The organism is Leifsonia sp. NPDC056665, assembly GCF_042791795.1.
Classification (GTDB): Bacteria; Actinomycetota; Actinomycetes; order Actinomycetales; family Microbacteriaceae; genus Leifsonia.
In genome coordinates this window covers 470,996-496,685 of the sequence record NZ_JBHTXK010000001.1, presented here as the reverse complement: position 1 = coordinate 496,685, position 25,690 = coordinate 470,996, and the positions used below count along the sequence as shown (strand labels likewise).

20 protein-coding genes and 2 pseudogenes are annotated in these 25,690 nt (G+C 71.6%); 16 read left to right on the top strand and 6 right to left on the bottom strand.

The annotated features are described in order from the left end of the window. From ACFQ9V_RS02245 to ACFQ9V_RS02225, 5 genes and pseudogenes are all read left to right on the top strand, one after another. Positions 1-380, top strand: a pseudogene (locus ACFQ9V_RS02245) (TetR/AcrR family transcriptional regulator); the annotation flags it as partial. 179 nt (positions 381-559) lie between these two features. Beyond that, positions 560-1,471, top strand: coding sequence for an ABC transporter ATP-binding protein (locus ACFQ9V_RS02240; protein WP_382457543.1), 912 nt, complete (start codon positions 560-562; stop codon positions 1,469-1,471). Then, on the top strand, positions 1,468-2,157 hold the full coding sequence (locus ACFQ9V_RS02235) for an ABC transporter permease (RefSeq protein WP_382457542.1): 690 nt from the start codon (positions 1,468-1,470) through the stop codon (positions 2,155-2,157). Before ACFQ9V_RS02240 ends, ACFQ9V_RS02235 begins: the two co-directional genes overlap by 4 nt. Continuing rightward, entirely contained in the window at positions 2,154-2,897 is a 744-nt protein-coding gene (locus tag ACFQ9V_RS02230) for an ABC transporter permease (protein WP_382457541.1), read from the top strand. The genes ACFQ9V_RS02235 and ACFQ9V_RS02230 overlap by 4 nt, the downstream gene beginning before the upstream one ends. 79 nt (positions 2,898-2,976) lie before the next feature. Then, the gene (locus ACFQ9V_RS02225) at positions 2,977-3,918 is read left to right on the top strand and encodes an ABC transporter substrate-binding protein (RefSeq protein WP_382457540.1); all 942 of its coding nucleotides are present in this window, start codon (positions 2,977-2,979) and stop codon (positions 3,916-3,918) included. A 105-nt stretch (positions 3,919-4,023) separates the two neighbouring features. On the opposite strand, the gene ACFQ9V_RS02220 is transcribed toward ACFQ9V_RS02225, so the two are convergent. Genes ACFQ9V_RS02220 through ACFQ9V_RS02210 form a run of 3 tightly spaced genes read right to left on the bottom strand, consistent with a single transcriptional unit; the run spans position 4,024 to position 5,945 of the window. After that, positions 4,024-4,605 (bottom strand): TetR/AcrR family transcriptional regulator, encoded by a 582-nt coding sequence (locus ACFQ9V_RS02220; protein ID WP_382457539.1) that lies wholly within the window; start codon positions 4,603-4,605, stop codon positions 4,024-4,026. Between the two features lie 27 nt (positions 4,606-4,632). After that, positions 4,633-5,574 (bottom strand): M56 family metallopeptidase, encoded by a 942-nt coding sequence (locus ACFQ9V_RS02215; protein WP_382457538.1) that lies wholly within the window; start codon positions 5,572-5,574, stop codon positions 4,633-4,635. A gap of 5 nt (positions 5,575-5,579) precedes the next feature. Beyond that, positions 5,580-5,945 carry a BlaI/MecI/CopY family transcriptional regulator gene (locus ACFQ9V_RS02210; RefSeq protein ID WP_345835012.1) on the bottom strand — a complete coding sequence of 122 codons (366 nt, stop codon included), beginning with the start codon at positions 5,943-5,945 and terminating at the stop codon, positions 5,580-5,582. Between the two features lie 95 nt (positions 5,946-6,040). Between ACFQ9V_RS02210 and ACFQ9V_RS02205 the strand changes: the two genes are divergently transcribed. The 4 genes from ACFQ9V_RS02205 to cydC are packed head-to-tail and all read left to right on the top strand — an operon-like array spanning position 6,041 to position 11,829. Then, positions 6,041-7,453 (top strand): cytochrome ubiquinol oxidase subunit I, encoded by a 1,413-nt coding sequence (locus ACFQ9V_RS02205; protein WP_382457537.1) that lies wholly within the window; start codon positions 6,041-6,043, stop codon positions 7,451-7,453. Positions 7,454-7,465: 12 nt separating this feature from the next. Beyond that, the gene (cydB, locus tag ACFQ9V_RS02200; protein WP_382457536.1) at positions 7,466-8,500 is read left to right on the top strand and encodes a cytochrome d ubiquinol oxidase subunit II; all 1,035 of its coding nucleotides are present in this window, start codon (positions 7,466-7,468) and stop codon (positions 8,498-8,500) included. A 1-nt stretch (position 8,501) separates the two neighbouring features. Further along, positions 8,502-10,127 carry a thiol reductant ABC exporter subunit CydD gene (gene cydD / locus ACFQ9V_RS02195; RefSeq protein ID WP_382457535.1) on the top strand — a complete coding sequence of 542 codons (1,626 nt, stop codon included), beginning with the start codon at positions 8,502-8,504 and terminating at the stop codon, positions 10,125-10,127. Then, entirely contained in the window at positions 10,114-11,829 is a 1,716-nt protein-coding gene (gene cydC / locus ACFQ9V_RS02190) for a thiol reductant ABC exporter subunit CydC (protein WP_382457534.1), read from the top strand. Before cydD ends, cydC begins: the two co-directional genes overlap by 14 nt. Positions 11,830-11,856: 27 nt before the next feature. Here cydC and ACFQ9V_RS02185 read toward each other — a convergent pair whose 3' ends face one another. After that, complete coding sequence (locus ACFQ9V_RS02185) at positions 11,857-12,642, bottom strand: aminotransferase class IV (RefSeq protein WP_382457533.1); 786 nt, start codon at positions 12,640-12,642, stop codon at positions 11,857-11,859. 53 nt (positions 12,643-12,695) lie between these two features. Here ACFQ9V_RS02185 and pabB point away from each other — a divergent pair, with 53 nt between their 5' ends. The 5 genes and pseudogenes from pabB to holA all read left to right on the top strand — a co-directional run bounded on the left by pabB (position 12,696) and on the right by holA (position 21,025). Continuing rightward, positions 12,696-14,063 (top strand): aminodeoxychorismate synthase component I, encoded by a 1,368-nt coding sequence (gene pabB / locus ACFQ9V_RS02180; protein WP_382457532.1) that lies wholly within the window; start codon positions 12,696-12,698, stop codon positions 14,061-14,063. Positions 14,064-14,147: 84 nt separating this feature from the next. Continuing rightward, positions 14,148-16,736: a leucine--tRNA ligase gene (gene leuS / locus ACFQ9V_RS02175; protein WP_382457531.1), complete on the top strand. Its 2,589-nt coding sequence runs from the start codon at positions 14,148-14,150 to the stop codon at positions 16,734-16,736. Positions 16,737-16,854: 118 nt separating this feature from the next. Beyond that, complete coding sequence (locus ACFQ9V_RS02170; RefSeq protein WP_382457530.1) at positions 16,855-17,496, top strand: helix-hairpin-helix domain-containing protein; 642 nt, start codon at positions 16,855-16,857, stop codon at positions 17,494-17,496. Beyond that, a pseudogene (locus ACFQ9V_RS02165) lies at positions 17,496-19,358 on the top strand (ComEC/Rec2 family competence protein); the annotation flags it as partial. The gene ACFQ9V_RS02170 and the pseudogene ACFQ9V_RS02165, both read left to right, overlap by 1 nt. A gap of 686 nt (positions 19,359-20,044) precedes the next feature. After that, the gene (holA, locus tag ACFQ9V_RS02160; RefSeq protein WP_382457554.1) at positions 20,045-21,025 is read left to right on the top strand and encodes a DNA polymerase III subunit delta; all 981 of its coding nucleotides are present in this window, start codon (positions 20,045-20,047) and stop codon (positions 21,023-21,025) included. 91 nt (positions 21,026-21,116) lie between these two features. Here the strand turns inward: holA and rpsT are convergent, their stop codons facing one another. Further along, positions 21,117-21,377 (bottom strand): 30S ribosomal protein S20, encoded by a 261-nt coding sequence (rpsT, locus tag ACFQ9V_RS02155; RefSeq protein ID WP_370053339.1) that lies wholly within the window; start codon positions 21,375-21,377, stop codon positions 21,117-21,119. A 161-nt stretch (positions 21,378-21,538) separates the two neighbouring features. Further along, complete coding sequence (locus ACFQ9V_RS02150) at positions 21,539-22,423, bottom strand: NAD-dependent epimerase/dehydratase family protein (RefSeq protein ID WP_382457529.1); 885 nt, start codon at positions 22,421-22,423, stop codon at positions 21,539-21,541. A gap of 77 nt (positions 22,424-22,500) precedes the next feature. Between ACFQ9V_RS02150 and ACFQ9V_RS02145 the strand changes: the two genes are divergently transcribed. Together ACFQ9V_RS02145 and lepA are read left to right on the top strand one after the other, a co-directional pair. Then, the gene (locus ACFQ9V_RS02145; protein WP_382457528.1) at positions 22,501-23,712 is read left to right on the top strand and encodes an amidohydrolase; all 1,212 of its coding nucleotides are present in this window, start codon (positions 22,501-22,503) and stop codon (positions 23,710-23,712) included. 124 nt (positions 23,713-23,836) lie between these two features. Next, the gene (lepA, locus tag ACFQ9V_RS02140) at positions 23,837-25,687 is read left to right on the top strand and encodes a translation elongation factor 4 (protein WP_382457527.1); all 1,851 of its coding nucleotides are present in this window, start codon (positions 23,837-23,839) and stop codon (positions 25,685-25,687) included. Positions 25,688-25,690 lie beyond the last annotated feature (3 nt).

The window sequence follows — 25,690 nt, the reverse complement described above, 5'->3', positions numbered from 1 at the left end:
CCGCGATCCACGCCGAGAGCCCCGAGCACTGGTGGAACGCCGTGGAGTGCGCGATCGACGCGTTCGTCGCGATGTTCCGCACCGAGCCGGGCTTCCGGATCATCCGCTTCACCGACGCCGAGCGTGCAGGTCTTCCGGGTGAGGAGGAGCCGGAGCAGGCCGTGTCGTTCGCGTCGCAGTTCGCCTCCATCCTGTCCGAGGAGTACGGCCTCCCCGCCGGCGAGGAGCTGGGTTTCCGCCTCGAGATCGTCGTGGAGATCATGGACGGCCTGATCAACCGGGCCTTCCGCGACGACCCGATGGGAGACGCCCGCTACATCGACGAGGCGCGCGTCGTGGCCCGCGAGTACCTGGAGCGGCGGTACGACCCGAAGAGCTGAGGCTCTTCGGGGAATGTCGGCGGTAGGGGACAGTGTTGTCTCATGGTGTCTGCGTTTCCTGCCACAAACCGACTCAATTTAATGCATTCATTGCGAATTGGTCGAAACGCTGTTTGGGTGGAAGCGATGGCCATGCACACCGTGACCACGATGTTCCGCCGACCGAGAGCTGAGGACCGATGATCGAGTTCCGTTCGGTCACGAAACGGTTCCCTGACGGGACGGTGGCGGTCGACGATTTCTCGCTCGTCGTCCCGTCCCGCAAGATCACCGTGCTCGTCGGGTCGTCCGGCAGCGGCAAGACGACGATCCTGCGCATGGTGAACCGCATGGTCGACCCGACCAGCGGCACCGTCTCCATCGACGGCGAGGACGTGCAGAGCCTCAAGCCCGTGCACCTGCGCCGCCGCATCGGCTACGTCATGCAGAACTCCGGACTGCTGCCGCACCGCAAGGTCGTGGACAACATCGCCACCGTCCCGCTGCTCACCGGGGTGAAGAAGAAGGCTGCGCACGACCGTGCGCTCGAGCTGATGGACACGGTCGGGTTGGAGCGGTCGCTTGCCGACAAGTACCCCAGCCAGCTCTCCGGAGGCCAGCAGCAGCGCGTCGGCGTCGCCCGCGGCCTTGCGGTCGACCCGAACATCCTGCTGATGGACGAGCCGTTCGGCGCCGTCGACCCGATCGTGCGCGACGACCTCCAGAACGAGCTGCTGCGCCTGCAGCGCGACCTCGGCAAGACCGTGCTCTTCGTGACGCACGACATCGACGAGGCGTTCCGGCTGGGCGACCAGGTGGTCATCTTCCGCAAGGGCGGCATCGTCGCGCAGCAGGGCACGCCGGCCGACATCCTCGCGTCGCCCGCCGACGAGTTCGTCGCGAGCTTCGTCGGCGCCGACCGCGGCAAGCGGGCATTGCACATCGAACGGACCGAGACCGGTTCCGTGCTCGTCGACAGCGAAGGGCGCACTGCGGGCGTCCTCAGCGACGAGCGCCCCCTAACCGAAGAATCAAAGGCCGCGACGGTGTCCGTCGCGGGTGGTGCGGACGCCGTAACGCAGGGTGGCGCCCCTCCACGGCTGCCGCAGTGAACTTCCTGTGGTCGAACCTCGGCCTGGTCTGGACCCTCACGATCTCGCACGTGTGGCTGAGCGCCATCCCCATCGTGGTCGGGTTCGTGGTGTCGCTGCCGATCGGCTGGGTGGCGAACCGGTACAAGGTGAGCCGGCCGGTGCTGCTGACGATCGGCGGCATCCTCTACACGATCCCGTCGCTTCCGCTGTTCTTCGCGATGCCGGCGCTGATCGGCACCAAGATCCTCGATCCGGCGAACGTCGTCGTCGCGCTGAGCATCTACGCCGTGGCGCTGCTCGTGCGCACCACGACCGACGCCCTCGCGTCGGTGCCGGGTGACGTGGTGCAGTCCGCGACGGCGATCGGCTTCTCGGGCTGGCGGCGGTTCTGGGCGGTGGAGCTCCCGCTGGCCGGCCCCGTGCTACTCGCCGGGCTGCGCGTGGTGTCCGTGTCGACCGTGAGCCTGGTGAGCGTCGGCGCCCTGCTGGGCGTCCCGAACCTGGGCCAGCTGTTCACCGACGGCCTCAACCGGTCCTACACGGAGGAGGTCGCGGTGGGCATCATCCTCATCATGGTCGTCGCGCTCGTGTTCGACCTCGTCCTCGTGCTGCTCGGCCGCCTGCTGCTGCCGTGGTCGCGGCTCGACAAGCGAACGGGCCGGCTGCGCCGCTCCGCGGCGATGAAGGCGGTGACCGGCCCATGACCGATTTCGCGGCCGCCTTCGCCTGGCTCTTCGACCCGGTGAACTGGGTGGGGCCGGGCGGCATCCCCGTGCGCACAGGGGAGCACCTGCTGTACACGCTGCTGACCCTCCTGATCGCCTGCGCGATCGCGCTGCCGATCGGATTCGCGATCGGGCACAGCGGGCGCTTCCGCGGCCTCGCGGTCGCCGTCTCCGGCGCGCTGCGCGCCCTGCCGACGCTGGGACTGGTCGTCTACCTCGCGCTCATCATGTCGAACATCACGATCGTGCCGCCGCTGATCGCGCTGACCATCCTCGCCATCCCGCCGCTGCTCGCCGGCGCGTATTCGGGGCTGGAGTCGGTCAACCGCAGCACGATCGACGCCGCACGCGCGGTCGGGATGACCGAGTGGCAGATCTTCGCCAAGGTGGAGCTGCCGCTCTCACTCCCGCTCGTCATCGGCGGCATCCGCTCCGGCGCGCTGCAGGTGATCGCGACCTGGACGGTGGCCGCGATCCTCCCGGTCGGCGGCCTCGGGCGGTACCTGTTCGACGGGCTGTCGGTGCAGAACTACCCGGAGATGCTCGGCGGCTCGATCATCGTCGTCGTGCTCGCCCTGGTGGTCGACGGCCTGTTCGCGCTGACTCAGAAGCTCGTCGTGCCGCGCGGCGTCACGGCCGGCAAGGTCCGCGCGGACGTGGCCACAACGCCGCGGCGCACGATCGGCGCCCCGGTACCCGGGCGGCAGCCCGCTCCCTGACCTTCGATCCCTGGCTTTCCCCTCCTGGGGCTTCCCGATTCACCCGAGTCCCAACGCACACAGTAGAAAGAGAAATCACATGTTCGGATCAAAGAAAGGCCGCATCGCGGCCGGTGTGCTCGCGGCGGGGGCGCTCATCGCCCTCAGCGCCTGCTCGTCCGGCGGCGGCGGCGCGTTCAGTACCAGCAGCAGCGGCGGCAGCGGCTCCTCGAGCGACACCGTCACCGTCGGCTCCGCCGCGTTCGGCGAGTCCGAGATCCTGATGCAGATCTACGGCCAGGCCCTCGCGGCCAACGGCGTCAAGGTCAGCTACAAGCCGAGCATCGGCCAGCGCGACGTCTACCTGAAGGCGCTGCAGGACGGCTCGATCGACCTCGTCCCGGAGTACTCCGGCAACCTGCTGCAGTTCTACAACAAGACCAGCACGGCCTCCTCGAGCGCCGACGTCTACGCCGCGCTCAACGACGCCCTCCCCAAGGGCTTCGAGGTGCTCGACCAGGCCAAGGCGGAGGACGCCGACGCCTACAACGTCACCAAGGAGTTCTCCGACAAGTACAAGGTCACCAGCCTGGAGGACCTCAAGAAGGTCACCGTGCCGCTGACCGTGGGCGCGAACCCCGAGTTCGCCACCCGGCCGTACGGCATCCCGGGCCTCAAGTCGACCTACGGCGTGACGGCGACGCTCACCCCGATCAGCGACTCGGGCGGCCCGCTGACCGTCTCGGCGCTGAAGAACGGCAGCGTCCAGCTCGCGGACATCTACACCACGACCCCGGCCATCAAGGACAACGGCTTCGTCGTGCTGAAGGACCCGAAGAACCTGATCGCCGCGCAGAACATCGTGCCGCTGATCAACACCAAGAAGGCCTCCGACAAGGTGAAGTCGGTGCTCAACAAGGTCTCGGCCCTGCTGACCACGGACGACCTGATCACCATGAACAGCGAGAACCAGGGCGCCAGCAAGACCCAGCCGGACGCCGTGGCGAAGAAGTGGCTGCAGGAGCACCCGATCAAGGGGTGACGTCACTGACGGGAGGGTGACCTCCTGGCGGACACCGCGTGCGGCGGCTCGGGCGACCGGGCCGCCGCCTCCGACTGTGCTGGCTACTACTGCTGTGCGGGCTGCTTACTGCGTGCGGAGCAGCGACCAGAACGCCTCGATCGCGTCGCCCATGTCGGCGGACGGGTCGAGCATCCACTGCACCTGCATGCCGTCCGCCGCGGCCACGGCGAGGCGCGCGAGCATGCGCGCGTCGATGCCGTCGCGCACCCGGCCGGCCTCCTGCTCCGAGCGGATGTAGCCTTCCAGGCCGGCGACGATCTGCTGGTAGCGCGACACGAAGTACTCGTGACCGGGATGGTCGGGGTCGGCCGCCTCCGCGGAGATGGTCGCATAGAGCTGGACGAGCCCCGGCACCTCGGCGTTGTGCCGCACGATGCGGACCAGGCCGTCGGCCGCCTCCGTCCAGTCCCCGCCGAGCTCGCCGCCGGCGGAGTCCACCTCGTCGCGCTTGCGCAGCACCTCGGCGAACAGCTCCTCCTTCGACGAGAAGTGGTGCAGGAGGCCGGCCTGGCTGAGCCCGACCGACTCCGCGATCTCGCGCAGCGACGCCTTGCGGTAGCCCTTGTCGGCGAACACCTCCAGGGCGCGGGCGAGGATCTCCTCGCGTTTGGCGATTCCCTTGGCGTATCCCCGCTTCTCCGGCATGATTCCAGGCTAGTGGGCGACGGCCGGTCAGCTCGTCAGCACGAGTACCGGCGGCACCACGACGAGCAGGGCAGCGGCGACCACCACCAGGAGCCGGACCCCCGGGCCGACTGTGCGGTGGCCGGAGGTGAGGCGCTCCTCGCGAGCCACCAGGGCGGAGCGGCGCTGCTCTGGCGTGCGCGGGTCCTTCGGAGCGCCGAGGGCGGCGCCGGCAGACCCGGTCGCGTCCACGATGCGGATGGCCTCCGCGAGCACCGTGTCGCCGGACGTGCGCCGTGCGGTGTCGTCGGCGAGCATCTCGACCAGGAGCGCCACGGCGTCCTGCGCGCGCGTCGCGATCGGGAACCACGGCAGCGCCCGCTTCCATGACCGGAAGGCATCGAGCAAGAGGTGGTGCTTCTGGCGCAGGTGGGCGCGCTCATGGGCGATCACGGCCTCGAGTTGCTCGGCGGTGAGCAGCTCGATCATCCCCTCGGACAGCACGGTGACGCTGCGCGCGCCGGGGAGACAGTAGGCGGCGGGCGCCGGGTGGTCGATGATCCGGGTGGCCGGCTCGTCGGGCAGCGGCGAGCTGAGCAGCCGGAGCAGCTCCATGTGCCTGTGCCGCTGACGGCGGCTGCGGACCGAGGTGAGGGCGAGGTTCAGGACGAGGTGCGCCGTCAGCAGCACGGCGGCGCTGAGGAAGAAGGTGTGCAGCAGCGACACGCCGGCGGGGAGCGGTCCGCTGAAGAGTGTGGCGGCCGCGCCGGAGATGCGGCTCGGGAGGTCATAGCCGAACGGCTCCAGCCCGGCGAGCAGCAGCGACCCGATCATCGAGATGCCGCCGGCCAGCGCGATCGACTGCCAGAGCGCCAGCGCGAGCCCGGGCGCGGCGGGCGGCCACTTCGCGCGCGCCAGCAGCAGCGGCACGGGCCAGGCGAGGGCGACCGCCAGGACGCCGAGCAGGACGGCGGTCGGGTCGACGGCCATCGGTGTCAGCTGCGCGCGTCGAGCAGCCGGCGGAGCATCGCCGCCTCTGACTCGTCGACCGAGCCGACGAAGTAGGCGAGGGCCTCCGTGCGGTCGGTGGAGGTCTCCAGGACTTCGCGCATCAGGTCCGCGACGTGGTTGGCCCGCGTGAGGGAGGCGAAGTAGAGGTGGGGGCGCGCGTCGCGGTCGCGGTCGACGAACCCCTTCTGCTCCAGGCGGGAGAGCACCGTGAGCACGGTGGTGAGCGCCGGGGTCTTTCCGCCGTCCCTGGTGGCCGCTAGCTTGTCGCGCAACTCGTTGGCGGTGATCGGGGCGTCGCCCGACCAGAGGGCGTCCATCACCGCGCGTTCGAGTTCTCCGAGATTGGCCACGGATCCAGGGTAGCGCGAGAAGGCTGTGAATGTTCTACACTCTGTAGAAGTAGTCTTCTACACGCTGTAGAACAACGACCGGAAGGGTGGACTTCGTGCACGAGCTCCTCGATCCGCTGCTGCTGTCACGCTGGCAGTTCGGACTGACGACGATCTACCACTTCCTGTTCGTCCCGCTCACCATCGGCCTCGTCACGGTCGTCGCGATCTTCCAGACCGCGTGGTACCGCAGCGGCAAGGTCCACTACCTCCAGCTCACGCACTTCTTCGGCAAGCTCTTCCTGATCAACTTCGCGATGGGCGTCGTGACCGGCATCGTGCAGGAGTTCCAGTTCGGCATGAACTGGTCGAACTACTCCCGGTTCGTCGGCGACGTCTTCGGGGCGCCACTCGCGCTGGAGGGCCTGCTCGCGTTCTTCCTGGAGGCCACCTTCATCGGGCTGTGGATCTTCGGCTGGGACAAGCTGCCGCGCGGCCTCCACCTCGCCTGCATCTGGATCGTGGCCGTCGGCTCCATCCTGTCGGCGTACTTCATCCTCGCGGCCAACGCGTTCATGCAGCACCCGGTCGGCTACACGCTCAACCACGCGCGCGGCCGGGCCGAGCTCACCGATCTGTGGGCGGTGCTGACGAACAAGGTCGCACTTGCCGCGTTCCCGCACACGATCTTCGGCTGCTTCATGGTCTCGGCCGGCCTCATCATCGCGGTCGCCGCCTGGCACCTCTCGCGCACCAGGAACCTGGAGACCATGCGTCCCGCCCTCAAGTTCGGGCTCTGGATGATGGTCGTCGCCGGCATCGGCAGCGTCATCAGCGGCGACCAGCTCGGCCTCGCAATGGTGCAGACCCAGCCGATGAAGATGGCCGCGGCGGAGGCGCTCTACAAGACCTCCACCGGTGCGGACGCGTCGTTCTCGATCTTCACGCTCGGCACGCCGGACGGCGTCCACGAGCTGTTCTCGATCCGCATCCCGTACCTGCTGTCGTTCCTCTCGACGCACACGCTCACCGGCACGGTCGAGGGCATCAACGACCTCAACGCGCAATACCAGCAGCTCTACGGCCCCGGCGACTACACCCCGGTCATCTGGGTCACCTACTGGGCGTTCCGCTGGATGATCGGCCTCGGCCTCCTGCACGTCCTGATCGCCGTCGTCGGGCTCTGGTTCACCCGCAAGGGCCGGACGCCGCCGTGGGCGTGGATGTGGAAGGTCGCGATCTGGGCCATGCCGCTCTCGCTCGGCGCCATGATCGTCGGCTGGATCTTCACCGAGATGGGCAGGCAGCCCTGGCTGGTGTTCGGCCTGATGAAGACGCAGGACGGCGTCTCGCCCGGGACGACGGGGCTGGAGGTCCTGATCTCGCTGCTCGCCTTCACCGCGATCTACGGCACGCTCGCCGTGGTCGAGTTCAAGCTCATCAAGCGCGCGGCCCAGAAGGGACCGGCCCCCGCCGAGGAGCACCTCGACGACGAGGGCAACCACGTCCCGGTCGCCACGGTCTACTAGGAGAACATCGACATGGATCTCGCAGTCCTCTGGTTCGGCATCATCGCCTTCTTCTTCATCGGCTACTTCGTGCTCGACGGGTTCGACTTCGGCGTCGGGATGTCGCTGCCGTTCCTCGGCAGGGACGACACCGACCGCCGCGTGCTCATCAACACCATCGGCCCGGTCTGGGACCTCAACGAGACCTGGCTGATCGTCGGTGGCGCCGCGCTCTTCGCGGCGTTCCCGGACTGGTACGCGACGCTGTTCAGCGGCTTCTACCTGGCGCTGCTGCTCATCCTGCTCGCGCTGATCGTGCGCGGGGTGTCGTTCGAGTACCGGCATCAGCGCCCGGAGTCGCAGTGGAAGCGCTGGTTCGACGGGATGATCGTCGTCGGCTCTGCCGTGCCGGCCTTCCTGTGGGGCGTCGCCTTCGCGAACATCGTGCAGGGCGTCGCGCTCGACCACGGCCACAACTACACCGGGACGCTGTTCGACCTCCTGAACGGGTACGCGCTGCTCGGCGGCCTGACCACGCTGCTGCTGTTCTTCACGCACGGCGTCGTCTTCGTGTCGCTCAAGACGGACGGGGAGATCCGGGTGCGGGCGCGGAGGCTCGCGACACGCTCCGGCGTCCTCGCGATCGTCGTGGCCGCGGCCTTCCTGAGCTGGACCGTGATCGCGCACTTCTCGGTGGCGCTGCTGGTGCTCGCGGCGCTGGCCGCGGTCGCGCTCGTCGTGTCGTGGGTGCTGAATCTGCGCGGGGCGGAGGGCTGGTCGTTCGCGTTCATGGCCGTCACGATCGCCCTCGCGGTGGTGTCGCTGTTCGTCGCGCTGTTCCCGAACGTGATGCCGTCGTCGCCGAACCCGCAGAACAGCCTGACCATCGCCAACGCCTCCAGCACGGTGACCACCCTGACGATCATGACCTGGGTGGCGGTGATCTCGCTGCCGCTGATCCTGGCGTACCAGGCGTTCACCTACTGGGTGTTCCGCAAGCGGGTGACGCGCGCGAGCATCCCGGGGGAGCCCGCGGAGCCCGTCGATCCCGAACCGGTGGCCGCCTGACGTGCGCCCGCTCGATCCCCGCCTCCTCCGCTACGCGGCCGCGACCCGCATCACCCTCGCGACCGGCGCGCTCGTCACGGTGCTGCAGACCGCGGCCGTGGTGGCGTTCGCCTGGCTGGTCACCCGGCTCGTCGTCCGCGCGATCGCGGGGGCGCCGTTCGCCGAGCTGAGCGCGCTCTTCGCCGGGCTCGTGCTCGTGGTGATCGTGCGCGGCGTGCTGCTCTGGCTGGCCGAGTCCGTCGCGGCGCGCGGCGGGGCGACGGTCGTCGGACAGCTCCGCGAGCAGCTCGTCGACGCCTACGGCCGCCTCGGGCCGCAGGGCCTCGCCGGACGGAGCAGCGCGGACCTGACGCTCGTCGCCGGCCGGGGGATGGACGCGCTCGACGGCTACTTCGCCAAATACCTCCCGCAGCTCATCGGCACGGCGGTCGCCATGCCGCTGCTCGTGCTGGTGATCGGCTGGCAGGACCTCACCAGCGGCATCATCCTCGTGCTCACCCTCCCGCTCATCCCGCTGTTCATGGTGCTGGTCGGCTGGGCGACGCAGGCGGCGCAGAAGAAGCAGTGGGCGGCGCTCTCGACGCTCTCGCGCGGCTTCCTCGACGTCGTCGCCGGCCTCCCGACCCTCACGCTCTTCGGCCGGCAGCACCGGCAGGAGGCGCGGATCCGGCAGGTGAGCGAGGAGTACCGGGCCCGCACGATGGCGGTGCTGCGGATGTCGTTCCTCTCCGGGTTCGTGCTGGAGCTCGCGGCCAGCCTCTCCGTCGCCCTGATCGCCGTCGCCATCGGCCTGCGGCTGCTCGGCGGCTCGCTCGACCTGTCGGTCGGGCTGTTCGTGCTGCTGCTGGCGCCGGAGGCGTTCCTGCCGCTGCGGAACGTCGGCGCCAGCTACCACGCGGCGACCGAGGGGATGGAGGCCGCGTCGAAGGCGTTCGCGGTGCTGGACGCGGCGCAGGACGTCGTGCCGGAGCCGGCCGTCGCCGCGGCGGCCACCGGGCTGGTGTTCTCGGAGGTCGCCGTGTCGTACGACGGTCGCGCCGTGGTCGGGCCGTTCTCGGCTGCGGTGCGGCCGGGCGCGCTCGTGGTGCTGAGCGCGCCGAGCGGCGCAGGGAAGTCCAGCGTTGTCGCGGCGGCGCTGGGGTTCGCGGCGCACAGCGGGACGATCGCGGCGGGAGGCCGCGCCGACGCCGTGGGGCGACGGGAGGCCATCGCCTGGGCGGGTCAGAAGCCGGGCCTGCGCGCGGGCACGATCGCGGAGAACGTCGCGCTGGGCGACCCGGCGCCGGACCGTGAGCTCGTCGTCACGTCGCTGCGCGCGGCCGCCGCGCCCGAGCTCGACCCGGACCTCCCGGTCGGGGCCGGCGGCACTGGACTGTCGGGCGGCCAGGCGCAGCGGGTCGCCGTCGCGCGGGCGCTGTACCGGCTGCGGGCGCGGTCGTGCCGGGTGCTGATCCTGGACGAGCCGACCTCCGCCCTCGACGCGTCGACGGAGCGGGAGTTGCTGGAGTCGCTGCGCGCGGTCGCGGACGACGGAGCGGCCGTGCTGGTGGTCAGCCACCGGGAGGCGGTCGTGGCTGCTGCCGATGATGTGCTGGCGCTGGAGGTGCTGTCCGATGTCCGTCTCTGACGCTGTGCCGGCCGACCGGGACCGGACCCGCCGCATCCTTCGCCTGGCCCTGCCGCCTGCGCGGCGGCTGTGGGCGGCGATCGCCCTCGGCGCGCTGAGCGGCGGAAGCGCCGTGGCCCTGCTCGGCGTCTCGGCAGGGCTGATCACGCGCGCCTCCGAGCAGCCGGCGCTGCTGTACATCTCGGCGGCCGTTGTCGGCGTGCGCGCCTTCGCGCTCGGGCGCGCCTTCTTCCGCTACCTGGAGCGGCTCGCCGGCCACGACGCCGCCTTCCGCCGGCTCGGCGACATCCGCGCCGACCTGTTCGCGCGTCTGGTGCCGCTCGGTCCGGACGGGGTAGGCCCTGGCGACCGCGGCTCCGGGAAGGCCCGCGGCGGCGAGCTGCTCGCGCGGCTGGCGGACGATGTGGACGAGCTCCCCGACTTCGCGCTGCGGGTCGTCCAGCCGCTGGTGTCCGGAGGCATCGTCGTGCTGGCGAGCGCGGTGGCCGCGTTCGTGCTGCTGCCCGCCGCCGGGATCATACTGCTGCTGACGCTCGCCGCGGCCTTCGTCGTCGGCACGCTGGTCAACCGCTGGGCGGCCGGCTCGGCCGAGCGCCGGATCGCCCCGTTGCGCGCTGCGCTCGCCACCGCACTGCACGAGCTGGTGACCGGCCTGGACCTCCTGATCGCGTTCGACGCACTGCCCCAGGCGCGCGAGCGCCTCCGGGCGGCGAGCGCGCGACTCACCGCGGCGGCGCGCACCCGGGCGGCCGGGCTCGGCCTGACCGCGGGCGCCGTCTCGCTCCTCGCGGGCGTCGCGACCGTACTGGCGCTCGCGACCGGCATCCCCGCGCTGGAGGCCGGCCATCTGGACGCGCCGACCCTCGCGGTCGTCGCGCTGCTGCCGCTGGCGGTGTTCGAGGTGTTCGGCACCCTCCCGCTGGCCTTCGGCGCGCTGCGGCGGGTGCGCGCGAGCGCCGAGCGGATCGCGGACACCGTGCCCGCGACGATTCCGGACGGCGTGCCAGTGGACGCGCCCGCCGCGGCGTCGCTGACCGTGACGTCGGTGCCCGACGTGGCCCTGAGCCTCCGCACGGCGCACTGGCCGGGGGAGGACGCCCCGGTCCTGCGGTCCATCGACCTCGTGCTGCACGCCGGGGAGCGCGTGGTGCTCACCGGCCCGACCGGCGCGGGCAAGACGGCGCTCGCCCACGTGCTGACCCGGTTCCTCGACCTCGACGGCGGCTACGAGATCGACGGCGTGGACGTGCGCGGGGTGCGGCAGGACGACGTGCGGCGCGTGGTCGGCCTGGTCGAGCAGCAGCCGTACCTGTTCGACTCGGACCTCCGGCAGAACCTGCTGTTCGCGCGCGACACCGCCACCGACGAGGAACTGCTCGCCGTGCTGGACCGGGTGGGCCTGGGGGAGTGGAGCCGCTCCCGCGGCGGCCTCGCCAGCCCGGTCGGCGAGCGCGGCGCGCTGGTCTCGGGAGGTCAGGCGCAGCGGATCGCGCTCGCGCGGGCGCTGCTGGCGGACTTCCCGGTGCTGGTCGTCGACGAGCCGACGGCCAACGTGGACGCCGCCGTCGCCGGCCGGATCGTCCGCGACATCCTCACGACGGCCGCGGACGACGGCCGCACGGTGCTGCTGATCTCGCACACCGCTGTGCCGGACGGGCTGGTGACGCGGCGCATCCGGATGGAGGCGGGCACCCTCGCGTGAGCGCGCCGGCCGTCAGCGGATCGCCCGTCAGCGGATCGGCCGCGCCAGCGCCCCGAAGCGCGACCGCCACGCGGCCGTGCGCGCCGGGTCGTGGCCGAGCGCCGGGCCGTCCACCCACACCGTCACGTCGCGGATGCCGTGCAGGGCGTTGACCGCCCACAGCGCCACGCCGTCGAGCTCGGACGGCCGCACCGCCTCCTCCTCGACCGGCACACCGAGGGCGGCGGCGATCCCGCGGACGGTCCGCGCGGCCACGCTGTCCACGCGCGCCAGCGAGAACGGCGGCGCGCAGAGCGTGTCGCCGCGCCACCAGAGCAACGCGGAGGTCGTGCCGTCGGACACCCGCCCGTCGTCCAGGATGACCGCCTCCTGGGCGCCGACATGCTGGGCCTGCTGCCGGAGCGCGCTCAGCCGGTCGATGTCCGGGCCCTTCAGGTGCGGCACGCGGCGCGGGTCGGCCGCGGCCGTCGCCACCACCAGGTCGGAGCCGAGCGGCGGCGCCGTGCGGAGCCGGAAACGGAGCCGCATGGCATCCCTCACCCGCACCAGCTCGAACCGCGGGAACCAGCGCCCGTCGTCGGGAAGCTGCGCGACGCCCGCGTCCCAGAACGCGGCCAGCGAGCCGGCGTCCCGGAACCCCTGCTCGCGCGCCGTCTCGGCGAAACGCTCCCGGTGGAGTCCGAGCGCCAGGACGCGCCCCTCCGCCACCAGGTAGGAGTCGGCCGCGAGGAGCTCGGTCTCCACGACCTCGCAGTCGTCGCGGACGGTGAGCGCGCCGCCGGCCCAGTCGAAGAGGGTGGCCGAGGTGTCCATCCGCTCAGGCTAACGGAGCCGCGCTGTCCCGCCGCCTGGTGCAGACTGGTCCGGTGCTCCCCACCCTCCGAACACACCGCCTGCGCGCCCCCGTCGACCCGGCCGACGCCTTCGCGGCCCTGTTCGCGACCGGCGACGCGGTCTGGCTCGACAGCGGCCCCGACGCGGAGACCGGCCGCAGCGTCATCGGCACAGGAACGCGCCTCGCGACGGCGTCCGTGGCCGAGGGGACCGTGACGGTGGACGGCCGGAGGGTCGACGGCGGCATCCTGGAGGCTCTGCGCGTGGAGCCGATCCCCACGCACGGCCACCCGCTCGGCTGGATCGGCTGGCTCGGCTACGAGGCGGGCGCCGCGGAGCTCGGGGTGCCGTTCGCTGCGGGGCCGGGGCTGGACGCGGCGTTCCTGTACGTCGACCGGCTCGTGCTGTTCGACCACGCGGACGGGTCGGCGACCGTGATGGACGCGACGCCGGAGGGGGCGTGGCTGCGCGAGGCGGTCGACGTGCTCGCCGCGGCGGAGGGAGCGGCGGAGCGTCATGCGGCAGCGCATCCGATCCACCCCTCCACCCCGACCTGGCGCCACTCCGACCCCGCCTACCTCGCCATGATCGCCGCCTGCCAGGACGCGATCCGCGCCGGCGACGCCTACCAGCTCTGCCTCACCAACACCGCGACCGCCGCCACCACGGCCGACCCCCTCGCCGTGCACCTCCGCCTGCGCAGCGACAGCCCGGCCCACCACGCCGGGTTCCTCCGGATCGCCGGCGAGTCCCTGGTCAGCTCCTCGCCCGAGCAGTTCCTCCTCGTCACCGCAGACGGCCACGTCCGCACCAAGCCGATCAAGGGCACCCGCCCGCGCGGCACGACCGTCGCCGAGGACCTCCGGCTGCGCGCCGAGCTGGAGGCCAGCGAGAAGGAGCAGGCCGAGAACGTCATGATCGTGGACCTCATGCGCAACGACCTCGGGCGCGTGTGCGAGGTCGGCAGCGTCGGCGTCCGGCACCTGCTGGAGGTCGAGAGCTATGCGCAGGTGCACCAGCTCGTCAGCACGGTCGAGGGGAGGCTGCGCTCCGGCCTGACCGCGGTGGACGCGCTTGCCGCCGCCTTCCCGGCCGGCTCGATGACCGGCGCGCCCAAACTGTCCGCCATGCGCATCCTCGCCGGGCTGGAGGAGGGCCCGCGCGGGGTCTACTCGGGCTGCTTCGGCTCCCTCGCCGCTGACGGCTCCGCCGACGTCGCGATGGTGATCCGCAGCCTGCGCTTCCGCGACGGCGTGGTCACGATCGGCGCGGGCGGCGGGATCACCGCCCTCTCGGTCCCGGAGGAGGAGCTCGAGGAGGTCGCCATCAAGGCCGCCGCCCTCTTCCGTGCCGCCGGCCTGCGCCCTCCCGGGAACGGACCGGACCCCTCCAACGTTTAGTAACCTGGAACCTCGGGCCGCGCGCCCGACGCCTTCTCGTCGCGACGCCCCTCCCGGCCGCGGCGACATTCGAGAGAGAGTCCAGTGGCACACGAGCACGATGCAGCACCCGCACCGGTCCGCGAGGCCGGTGCGCACTACGACTTCACCGAGATCCAGAACACCTGGCTCCCGGTCTGGGACGAGCTGAAGCCGTTCTCCACGGCCGACCCCGACGACAAGCGCCCGCGCAAGTACGTGCTCGACATGTTCCCGTACCCCTCCGGCGACCTGCACATGGGCCACGCGGAGGCGTATGCGCTGGGCGACGTCATCGCCCGGTACTGGCGGCAGCAGGGCTTCAACGTGCTGCACCCGATCGGCTGGGACTCCTTCGGCCTGCCCGCGGAGAACGCCGCGATCAAGCGCGGACTCGACCCGGCCGGCTGGACCAACGACAACATCGCCCAGCAGAAGGCGTCGATGCGCCGCTACGCGCCCAGCTTCGACTGGGACCGCGTGCTGCAGACCAGCGACCCCGGCTACTACCGCTGGAACCAGTGGCTGTTCCTGAAGCTGCACGAGAAGGGGCTGGCCTACCGCAAGGCCTCGCAGGTCAACTGGTGCCCCTTCGACCAGACGGTTCTGGCGAACGAGCAGGTCGTCAACGGCCGCTGCGAGCGCTGCGACAACCTGGTCACCAAGAAGAAGCTGACCCAGTGGTACTTCCGCATCACCGACTACGCGGACCGCCTGCTGGACGACCTGAACCAGCTGGAGGGCGCCTGGCCGTCCAAGGTGCTGTCCATGCAGCGCAACTGGATCGGCCGCTCCACCGGCGCCGACGTGCAGTTCGCGATCGAGGGCCGCGAGGAGCCGGTGACGGTCTACACGACCCGTCCCGACACGCTGTACGGCGTGACTTTCATGGTGGTCGCTCCCGACTCCGACCTGGCGACGGAGCTGGTGGCCGACGTGCGCCCGGAGGTCAAGGCGCGGTTCGACGAGTACCTGGAGGCCGTGCGCGGCACCACCGAGATGGACCGTCTGAGCACCGACCGCGAGAAGACCGGCGTCTTCCTGGAGCGGCACGCGGTCAACCCGCTGACCGGGGAGCGCATCCCGATCTGGGCGGCCGACTACGTGCTGAGCGACTACGGCCACGGCGCGATCATGGCCGTGCCCGCGCACGACCAGCGCGACCTGGACTTCGCGCGCGCCTTCGACCTGCCCGTGCGGGTCGTCGTCGACACGACGCAGCCGGTCACCGGCGCCATCCCGATCATCCACACCGACCCGGAGACCGGCGAGCCGATCCTGCCGGAGGACGCCCCGCTGGAGAGCCCGGCCGAGACCGGCGTCGCGCTGAACGGTGAAGGGCGCCTGATCAACTCGGGGCCGTTCAACGGGCTGAGCAAGTCGAACGCGATCCGCCGCATCACCGAGGCGCTGCAGGGCTCCGGCCTGGGCGCTCCGGCGAAGAACTTCCGGCTGCGGGACTGGCTGATCTCGCGTCAGCGCTACTGGGGCACGCCCATCCCGATCATCCACTGCGAGGAGTGCGGCGAGGTCCGCGTGCCCGAGTCCGACCTCCCGGTGCTGCTGCCGCCCGCGGAGGGCCTGGACCTGCAGCCCAAGGGCACCAGCCCGCTGGGCGGCGCGACCGACTGGGTCAACGTGTCCTGCCCGAACTGCGGCGGCCCTGCGAAGCGCGACACCGACACGATGGACACCTTCGTGGACAGCTCGTGGTACTTCCTGCGCTTCCTGAACCCGAACGACGCCACGCAGGCGTTCGACCCCCGCGAGGCGGAGAAGTGGGCGCCGGTCGACCAGTACGTGGGAGGCGTGACGCACGCCATCCTGCACCTGCTGTACGCGCGGTTCATCACGAAGGTGCTGTTCGACCAGGGCTCGATCAGCTTCACCGAGCCCTTCACGGCGCTGCTGAACCAGGGCATGGTCCAGATGGACGGCTCCGCGATGAGCAAGTCGCGCGGCAACCTGGTGAAGCTGTCCGAGCAGCTGGACGAGCACGGCGTCGACGCGGTGCGCCTGACCATGTCGTTCGCAGGTCCGCCGGAGGACGACATCGACTGGGCAGACGTCTCGCCGTCCGGGAGCGCGAAGTTCCTGGCGCGGGCCTGGCGTGTGGCGCACGACGTCACGAGCGCGCCGGACGTGGTCTGGAAGACCGGCGACCCGGCGCTGCGCCGCGTCACGCACCGCTTCCTGGCCGACGCCCCCGGGCTGATCGAGGCGTTCAAGTTCAACGTGGTCGTCGCGCGCCTGATGGAGCTGGTCAACGCGACCCGCAAGGCGATCGACGGCGCCGCCGGCCCGGCCGACGCCGCGGTCCGCGAGGCCGCCGAGGTCACCGCGATGGCGCTGAACCTGTTCGCGCCGTACACGGCGGAGGACATGTGGGCGATCCTGGGCTACGAGCCTTCCGTCGCGCTGGTGCAGTGGCGCAAGCCCGACCCGACGCTGCTGATCGAGGAGTCCGTGACCGCGGTCTTCCAGGTGGACGGGAAGGTCCGCGACCGCGCGGAGGTGTCCCCGAAGATCGCGACCGACGACCTGGAGTCGCTGGCCCGCGGGTCGGAGGCCGTGGTCCGCTCGATCGGTGAGCGCGAGATCGCGAACGTGATCGTGCGGGCGCCGCGACTGGTGAACATCGCGACGCGAGGCTGACGTCCTCGTTCTGTTCGTTTCGCGGCGGCGGTCCTCCACAGGAGGGCCGCCGCTGTCGGTTGTCCACTGATTCGTCCTTCGTCCGTTCGTGCGCGTGCGTCGTTCGTAGCGTGAGGGGATGCGACATCGGGACGAGGACACGGAACGGGCGCCGTCGCGCCGGCTGAAGGTCGGCATCGGGGCGGCGACGGTGCTGCTGGTTGTGGCGTTCGTGGTGGCGGCGGTCATCTCGGGACTGAGCAGCGGACGGGAACTGCCGGTGGCAGCCGTGACGCCTCCGGTCTCGCCGTCCGCCGTGCCGACGGCCGGCGCTGCCGTGGACGGCCCCGAGGCCGAGCTCTTCGTGCACGTCTCCGGTGCGGTGAACAAGCCGGGACTGATCCGGCTCGCACCTGGCGCGCGGGTGGTCGACGCGGTGGAGGCGGCGGGCGGCTTCGCCGAAGGAGCCGACCCCGCCGGGCTGAACCTAGCGCGCCGCCTCCACGACGGCGAGCAGCTGCGGGCTCCGCAGGTCGGGGAGCCCGCCGCGGAAGTTGCTGCGGAGACAGCCGGCGATGCTGCGACGGGCGCACTGGTCGACCTGAACACGGCCTCCGCCACACAGCTCGAGTCCCTCCCGCGGATCGGGCCCGCGATGGCCCAGCGCATCGTCGACTGGCGGACCTCGAACGGCCGCTTCGGAGCGGTGACCGACCTCCTGAAGGTCACCGGCATCGGCCAGAAGCTCTTCGACGGCCTCAAGGACAAGGTGACGGTCTGATGCCCGACCTTCGACTGGCGATCCCTGCGTCGGCGCTGTGGGTGTGCTGCGGGGTGGGGGTGGGTGTCGTGGGGGCGATGCTGGGAGTGGCGCTGGTCGCGGGGATGGGGGCGGTGGCGGCGTTGGCGGTGGCGCTTGTGGCCGGTCGCCGCAGTGGGATGCCGGGCCGTCCCGCGCGCCATCATGCGGCCTGGGGCCCACGCCTACGGGCAGAGCGCCGACCCTGGCCCTCCGCCGCCATCTCCCTGGCGGCGGTCGCACTCGGCGCCGCCTCCATCGCGGCTCTCGCGCCAGGCCGCACGGACGCGACGCTCGACGCCGCCTCCAGCCACCACGCGACCGTCGAGGTCGCCCTGCGCGTCGAGAGCGCCCCGAAGCGGTCGGCGCCCGGGCTGGACGGCGCAGAGCGCTGGCGCCTCCTCGGCACCACCGTCGCCGTCTCCACAGCCCCGCCAGGCAGCGCCCGCGACACCCGCCCTGCTGTCCACGCCGGTGTCCCGGTCTCGGTCCTCGTCCCCGGCACCGCCCACTCCGTCCGCGCCTACACCCTCGGGACGGTCATCGCCGGCAGCATGAGCGTCCGTCCGAACGATCCGGGGGAGGCCACCACCTTCACCCTCCGCGGCGCCGCGGCGCCGGAGGTCCGCGCCGCCCCGCCGTGGTGGCTCGCGTGGCCGTCGCCGGTCCGCGCGGCCTTCGCCGACGCGGCCGCTACGACCCCCGGCGACGGCGGCGCCCTCCTGCCCGGACTCGCGATCGGGGACGAGACGAACGTCGGCGCGGACCTCGACGACGCCATGAAGGTGAGCGCTCTCAGCCACCTGACCGCCGTCTCCGGGGCCAACTGCGCGCTGGTGACCGGGCTCGTCTTCCTGCTCGCACGCCTGGCCGGCCTCGGCCGTCGCGGGCGCATCCTCGTGGCGGGCGCGTCGTTGGTGGCGTTCGTCGTGCTGGTCGGGCCGGGGGCGAGCGTGATCCGTGCCGCGACGATGGCCGTCGTGGTGCTCGTGGGCCTCGCGCGCGGCCGCGTCGCCGACGGCCTCCCCGCCCTCGCCCTCGCGGTCGTCGTGCTGCTCGTCCGCGACCCCTGGCTCGCGCGCGACTACGGCTTCGCGCTCTCGGTGCTCGCCACCGCTGGCCTCCTGGTCCTCGCCCGGCCGCTCGCGGGCATCCTCGGGAGGTGGCTGCCACGGGGTGCGGCGTTCGCGCTCGCGGTGCCGCTGGCCGCGCAGCTCGCGTGCCAGCCGGTGCTCATCCTGCTGACGCCGACGCTGCCGCTGTTCGGCGTCCTGGCCAACCTGGTGGCCGAGCCGGCCGCTCCCGTCGCGACGGTGCTGGGCTGCGTCGCCTGCCTGGTGCTGACCTGGGCGCCGGCTCTCGGGCAGCTCGTCGTGTGGCTGGCCTGGCTGCCCTCCGCCCTGATCGCGGCCGTCGCCCGGTTCACGGCCGACCTGCCAGGAGCGGCGCTGCCGTGGCCGGACGGGGTCGTGGGCGTGACGCTGTGCGCGCTGACCCTCGTCGCGGTCGCGCTCCTCGCCGCCCGCGCGCGGCTCCCGCGGGTCGTGGTCGCCGTGGCCGCGGTGGCGCTCCTCAGTGGGGCGACCGTCTACGCGGGGGCGCTCGGAGGGATCGGCGCCGGGCGCTCCTGGGGGAGGCCCGCGGACTGGGTCTACGCCGCGTGCGACGTCGGCCAGGGCGACGCCGTTCTGCTGCGCGACGGCGACCACGTCGGCCTCATCGACGCGGGGCGGCACACCCAGCCGGTGACGGACTGCCTCGACACCCTGGGGATCGCCCGGCTCGACTGGGTGCTCCTGACGCACTTCGACATCGATCACGTGGGCGGCGCCGACGCGGTGCTCGGCCGGACCGGCCGCGCGATCGTCGGCCAGGCGGGCCGGCCGTCCGATCACGGCCTCGTCGACCGGTTGGCGGCGGCCGGGATCGCGGTGGAGCAGGGCCACGCGGGCACCGAAGGCGCTCTCGGCGCGCTGCGCTGGTGGATCGTCTGGCCGCCGCCGGCCGGGCCAGGGGAGGTCGCGCTGAGCGGGAATCCCGGAAGCCTCGTCGTCCGCGCGGAGGGGACCGGCCTCAGCGGGCTGTTCCTCGGCGACCTCGGTGAACGCGAACAGGAGCAGCTCCAGCAGTCGGGCGCACTCGGCGCGATCGACGTGGTGAAGGTCGCCCACCACGGGTCGGCCGACCAGAGCCCGGCGCTCTACGACGGCATCCACGCGCGGCTCGGCCTGCTCTCGGTCGGGGCGGACAACGGCTACGGGCACCCGACCCGCCGGGCCTTCGAGCTGCTCGCCCACTCCGGCACCGCCACGGCGCGTACCGACCGGTCGGGCCTCCTGCTGGTGTCGGCCGGCGTGGACGGCCCGCGGCTCTGGGGCGAGCGGGAAGACGCCCCGGCCGCGGCGGGCTCTGCCGGTGGTCCCCTCTATCCTTTATACGGACGAGGAGGAACGTGGCGACACGAAGCAACAGCAGAGGCGGGTCCGGCGGCTCGCGAGGCCGGGCGGGCGGCGCAGCCGTCAAGAGCGCGATCCCGCAGCTCGCCTGGAACCAGATCCGCCCGGCTCCGGTGGTCCTCGTCTCCGGCACGGAGGGCTTCCTCGCCGACCGGGCCACGCGGCTGCTGCGCGACCTCCTCAAGCAGGAGGATCCGAGCCTGGAGGTCAGCGACCTCTCGGCGGCGGACTACGCGCCGGGGGAGCTGCTCACGCTCGCGAGCCCCTCCCTGTTCGGCGAGCCGCGGCTCATCCGGGTGGACGCGGTGGAGAAGACCGGCGACGGGTTCCTCACCGAGATGCTCGACTACCTCGCGGCTCCGGCCGACGGCACGGTCGTCGTCCTGCGGCACGCGGGCGGGGTCCGCGGCAAGAAGCTGCTCGACGCGATCCGCGCGGGCGGCGGCGGGGGCGTGGAGGTCGTCTGCACCGAGCTCAAGCGGGACACCGAGAAGTACGACTTCGCCCAGGCGGAGTTCGCCGCCGCCGGTCGCAAGATCGCTCCGGGCGCGCTCCGGGCGCTCACGTCCGCGTTCACGGACGATCTGGCGGAGCTCGCCGCGGCCTGCCAGCAGCTCATCTCGGACGCGGCCGAGCAGATCACCGAGGCCACGGTCGACAAGTACTACGGAGGACGGGTCGAGACCAACGCATTCCAGGTGGCCGACCAGGCGATCGCCGGCCGCTACGGCGAAGCGCTCGTGACGATGCGGCACGCGCTGGCGTCCGGGGCCGACCCGGTGCCGATGGTCGCCGCGTTCGCGAGCAAGATCCGGACGATGGCCAAGATCTCGGGCGCGCGCGGCGGGTCCGGCCAGCTCGCGCAGCAGTTCGGGCTCGCGCCGTGGCAGGTCGACCGCGCCAGGCGCGACCTGTCCGGCTGGACGGAGGACGGCCTCGGCCGCTGCATCGAGGTGCTCGCCGAGACCGACGCCAACGTGAAGGGCGGCGGCCGCGACCCGGTGTTCGCGCTGGAGCGGATGATCCGCATCGTCAGCGCCCGCGGCCGCGCCTGACCCGCCCGCACATGCAGCGAGCCCCCGCTCCCGTGGGTACGGGGCGGGGGCTCGTCGCGGCGCGGGACAGGTCCCGCGAGCGGTCACTGCGTCAGAGCGCGGCGACCTGCTTGGCGATGGCCGACTTGCGGTTCGCCGCCTGGTTCTTGTGGATGACGCCCTTGCTGGCAGCCTTGTCGATCCGCTTGGCGGCGAGACGCAGCGCCGCGGTCGCCTTCTCCTTGTCGCCGGCGACGACGGCCTCGCGCGTGGCGCGGATGGCGGTCTTCAGCTGGCTCTTGACCGCCTTGTTGCGCTCCAGCGCCTTCTTGTTGGTCTTGTTGCGCTTGATCTGCGACTTGATGTTTGCCACGAATGGTTACTTTCGTTCGAAGTGAGTAGTTCGGATGTTGCCGCTCAGCGAGAGAGGGCGCCTTGCGGCGTTCGTGCGGTATACCCACACGCAAGCCAACAAACCACTTTACCAGCGGAGGACAGTTCCGCCAAAACGCCGGAGAGCGGAGCCCCGCCCGCTCAGGCGCGCGCGAACTCCGGTGCGTAGCTTCCGGTCGCGATCTCGTCGGCGAGCGACGGACCGTTGGGCTCCCAGCCGAGGTCGATCCGCGCCTTGGTGCCGCGCGACTGCTGGTCGAGCAGCAGCGCCTCGGTGAGGCCTTCGCCCAGTCGCGCCTCGGTCTCGGCGACGGTCTCCGACGCGACCCCGGAGGCTCCCGCGGCGGCCGCGGCGAGCTCCCCGAGCTCCCGAACGGTCGGGTTGGCGCCGCTCGCGCCGATGTATACGGAGCCGGCCGTCCCGTTCTCGAGCGCAAGCACGTACAGGGCGCCGAGGTCGTCTACGTGCACAGTCGGCCAGTGCTGCGAGCCGTCGCCGATCAGCCGCAGCGGCGCGCCGTCGCCCGAGCCCCGCGGCGCGTCCACGATCACCCGGGCGAGCCCGGCGCCGTGACCGTAGACGATCGACGGGACGACGACCGTCCCGCGCACGCCGGCCGCTCCGAGCACCAGCGCCTCCGTCGCACCGCGCCACGCGGTGATGGCCGGCGGCGCCGCGGGGGAGTCCTCGGCGATGTCGGCGTTTGTGCCGTACGTCCAGACGCCGCCGGTGTGCACGAACGGCTTGCCCGAGCCGGCGAGGCCCTCCAGCACGGCCGGGATGAACTCGGGGTCGACGTCAGAGCCGGAGGCCAGGTGGATGACCCCGTCGCTCTCGCGCGCCAGCCGGGTCACGAGCTCCACGTCGGTCGCGTCGCCGACTACGGCGGAGGCGCCGGCGGCCCGCACGGCGTCGGCCTTCGCCTCGTCGCGGACGAGCGCGGTGACGCTGTGGCCTTCCTCGAGGAGGCGGGGGAGGACGGAGGAACCGATGTAGCCGGTCGAGCCGGTCAGGAGAATGGTCATGCCAGGGGACAACGCAGCAGGCGCGCGCCCATTCCCGCCGCCGCGGCGCCGCTCCCGCGGAGCGTAGGCTCGAACCCATGACTCGTGCCAGCATCGCCATCGTCAACGCCTACGTCGTCCCGGTCGCCGGAGACCCGATCGAGAAGGGCACGGTGATCGTCGAGGACGGCACCATCACGGCGCTCGGCCCGTCGGCGGAGGTCACGGTCCCGGACGGCGTCCGGGTGGTCGACGCGAGCGGCAAGTGGGTGCTCCCCGGCTTCGTGGAGGCGCACGGGCACGTCGGCATCCACGAGGAGGCCAACGGTCCGGCCGGCGACGACACCAACGAGATGACCACGCCGAACACGGCCGCCGTGCGCGCGATCGACGCCATCAACATCGACGACGAGGGCTTCCGCGACGCGCTCGCGGGCGGGGTGACCGCGATCGTCGTGAAGCCGGGCTCCGGCAACCCGATCGGCGGCCAGACCGTCGCGATCAAGAGCTGGGGCGGCCGGACGATCGACGAGCAGGTGATCAAGGAGGCCGTCAGCGTCAAGTCCGCGCTCGGCGAGAACCCGAAGCGCGTCTACGGCGGCAAGAACCAGACGCCGAGCACGCGCCTCGGCGTCGCCATGATCATCCGCGAGGCGTTCGTCGACGCGCAGAACTACGCCGCGTCCCGGGCCGAGGCCGAGCGCGACGGCAAGCCGTTCGCGCGCGACCTGACCAAGGAGACCCTGGCGCGCGTCCTGGACGGCGAACTGGTCTGGGACCAGCACACCCACCGCCACGACGACATCGCGACCGCGATCCGGCTCGCCGACGAGTTCGGCTACAAGCTCGTCGTCAACCACGGCACCGAGGCGCACAAGATCGCCGACGTGCTCGCCGAGCGCGACATCCCGGTCATCTTCGGCCCGATGTTCACCTCCCGCTCCAAGGTCGAGCTGCGCGACCGCGCCATCGGCAACCTCGCGCTCATCGCCGCCGCGGGCGTCCGCGTCGCGATCACGACGGACCACCCGGTCGTGCCGATCAACTTCCTCGTGCACCAGGCGTCGTTCGCCGTCAAGGAGGGACTGCCGCGCGAGACCGCGCTGGAGGCCCTGACCGTGAACCCGGCGTCGTTCCTCGGTCTCGACGACCGGGTCGGCGCCCTGAAGCCCGGCCTCGACGGCGACATCGTCGTCTGGTCCGGCGACCCCCTCGACGTCAACTCCCGAGCCGAGCTCGTCGTCATCGACGGCGCCGAGGTCTACCGCTGGGCCGACGGCGCCCCCCACATCACCGAACGCTTCGCCTGACCCACCCACCCGCCGGCAACCGCCGAGTACGCGAACAGTCCGCGTACTCGGCGGTTTTCGCCTGATTTCGCGCGTACTCGGCGGTTGGGGGCCGGGGTGCGGTTCGTGGGAGAATGAGCGCACAATGTCACCACGAGCCCTGAAGCCCCTCGAGCCCGCCGCGACCGACCCGGCCTCCATCCGCAACTTCTGCATCATTGCGCACATCGACCACGGCAAGTCCACGCTGGCCGACCGGATGCTGCAGATCACCGGGGTGGTCTCCGACCGCGACATGCGGGCGCAGTACCTCGACCGCATGGACATCGAGCGCGAGCGCGGCATCACGATCAAGAGCCAGGCCGTGCGGATGCCGTGGGCGGCCGACGGCGGCACGTTCGCCCTCAACATGATCGACACCCCCGGGCACGTGGACTTCACCTACGAGGTGTCCCGGTCGCTCGCCGCCTGCGAGGGCGCCATCCTGCTCGTGGACGCGGCGCAGGGCATCGAGGCCCAGACGCTCGCGAACCTCTACCTGGCGCTGGAGAACGACCTCACGATCATCCCGGTGCTCAACAAGATCGACCTCCCCGCCGCCGACCCGGAGAAGTACGCGCAGGAGCTCGCCAGCCTCATCGGCGGCCGACCGGAGGACGTGCTGCGCGTCTCCGGCAAGACCGGCATGGGCGTGGAGGCGCTGCTCGACCGGGTCGTGCAGGAGATCCCCGCGCCGGTGGGCGCTGCCGACGCTCCCGCGCGCGCCATGATCTTCGACTCGGTCTACGACAGCTACCGCGGCGTTGTCACGTACGTCCGCATGATCGACGGCAAGCTGAGCCCGCGCGAGCGCATCCAGATGATGTCGACCAAGGCCACGCACGAGATCCTGGAGATCGGCGTCTCCGCCCCCGAGCCGACCCCGTCCAAGGGGCTCGGCGTCGGCGAGGTGGGCTATCTGATCACCGGCGTGAAGGACGTCCGCCAGTCCAAGGTCGGCGACACCATCACCACAGCGGCGAAGCCCGCGAAGGACGCCCTCCCCGGCTACACCGAGCCGAAGCCGATGGTGTTCTCCGGCCTGTACCCGATCGACGGCAGCGACTATCCGGAGCTCCGCGAGGCGCTCGACAAGCTCAAGCTGTCCGACGCCGCGCTCGTCTACGAGCCGGAGACCTCGGTCGCGCTCGGCTTCGGTTTCCGCTGCGGCTTCCTCGGCCTCCTGCACCTGGAGATCGTCACCGAACGCCTGGAACGCGAGTTCGGCCTCGACCTGATCACCACCGCGCCGAGCGTGGTCTACGAGGTGACCACCGAGGACAAGAAGGTCATCACGGTCACCAACCCGAGCGAGTTTCCCGGCGGCAAGATCGCCAAGGTCGAGGAGCCGATGGTGAAGGCCGCGATCCTGGCGCCCAAGGACTACGTCGGCGTGATCATGGAGCTCTGCCAGAGCCGACGCGGCGCGCTCCTCGGCATGGAGTACCTCGGCGAGGACCGTGTCGAGATCCGCTACACGATGCCGCTCGGCGAGATCGTCTTCGACTTCTTCGACCAGCTGAAGAGCCGCACCGCAGGCTACGCCTCCCTCGACTACGAGCCCACCGGCCAGCAGGAGGCCGACCTCGTGAAGGTCGACATCCTGCTCCAGGGCGAGCAGGTGGATGCGTTCAGCGCGATCGTCCACCGCGACAAGGCGTACGCGTACGGCGTCCTGATGACCGGCCGGCTGCGCGAGCTAATCCCGCGCCAGCAGTTCGAGGTCCCCATCCAGGCGGCGATCGGCGCCCGCATCATCGCCCGCGAGAGCATCAGGGCGATGCGCAAGGACGTCCTCGCCAAGTGCTACGGCGGCGACATCACCCGCAAGCGCAAGCTCCTCGAGAAGCAGAAGGAGGGCAAGAAGCGCATGAAGATGGTCGGTCGCGTCGAGGTCCCCCAGGAGGCCTTCATCGCCGCGCTCTCCGGCGACACCGAGAAGAAGGACAAGAAGTAGCGG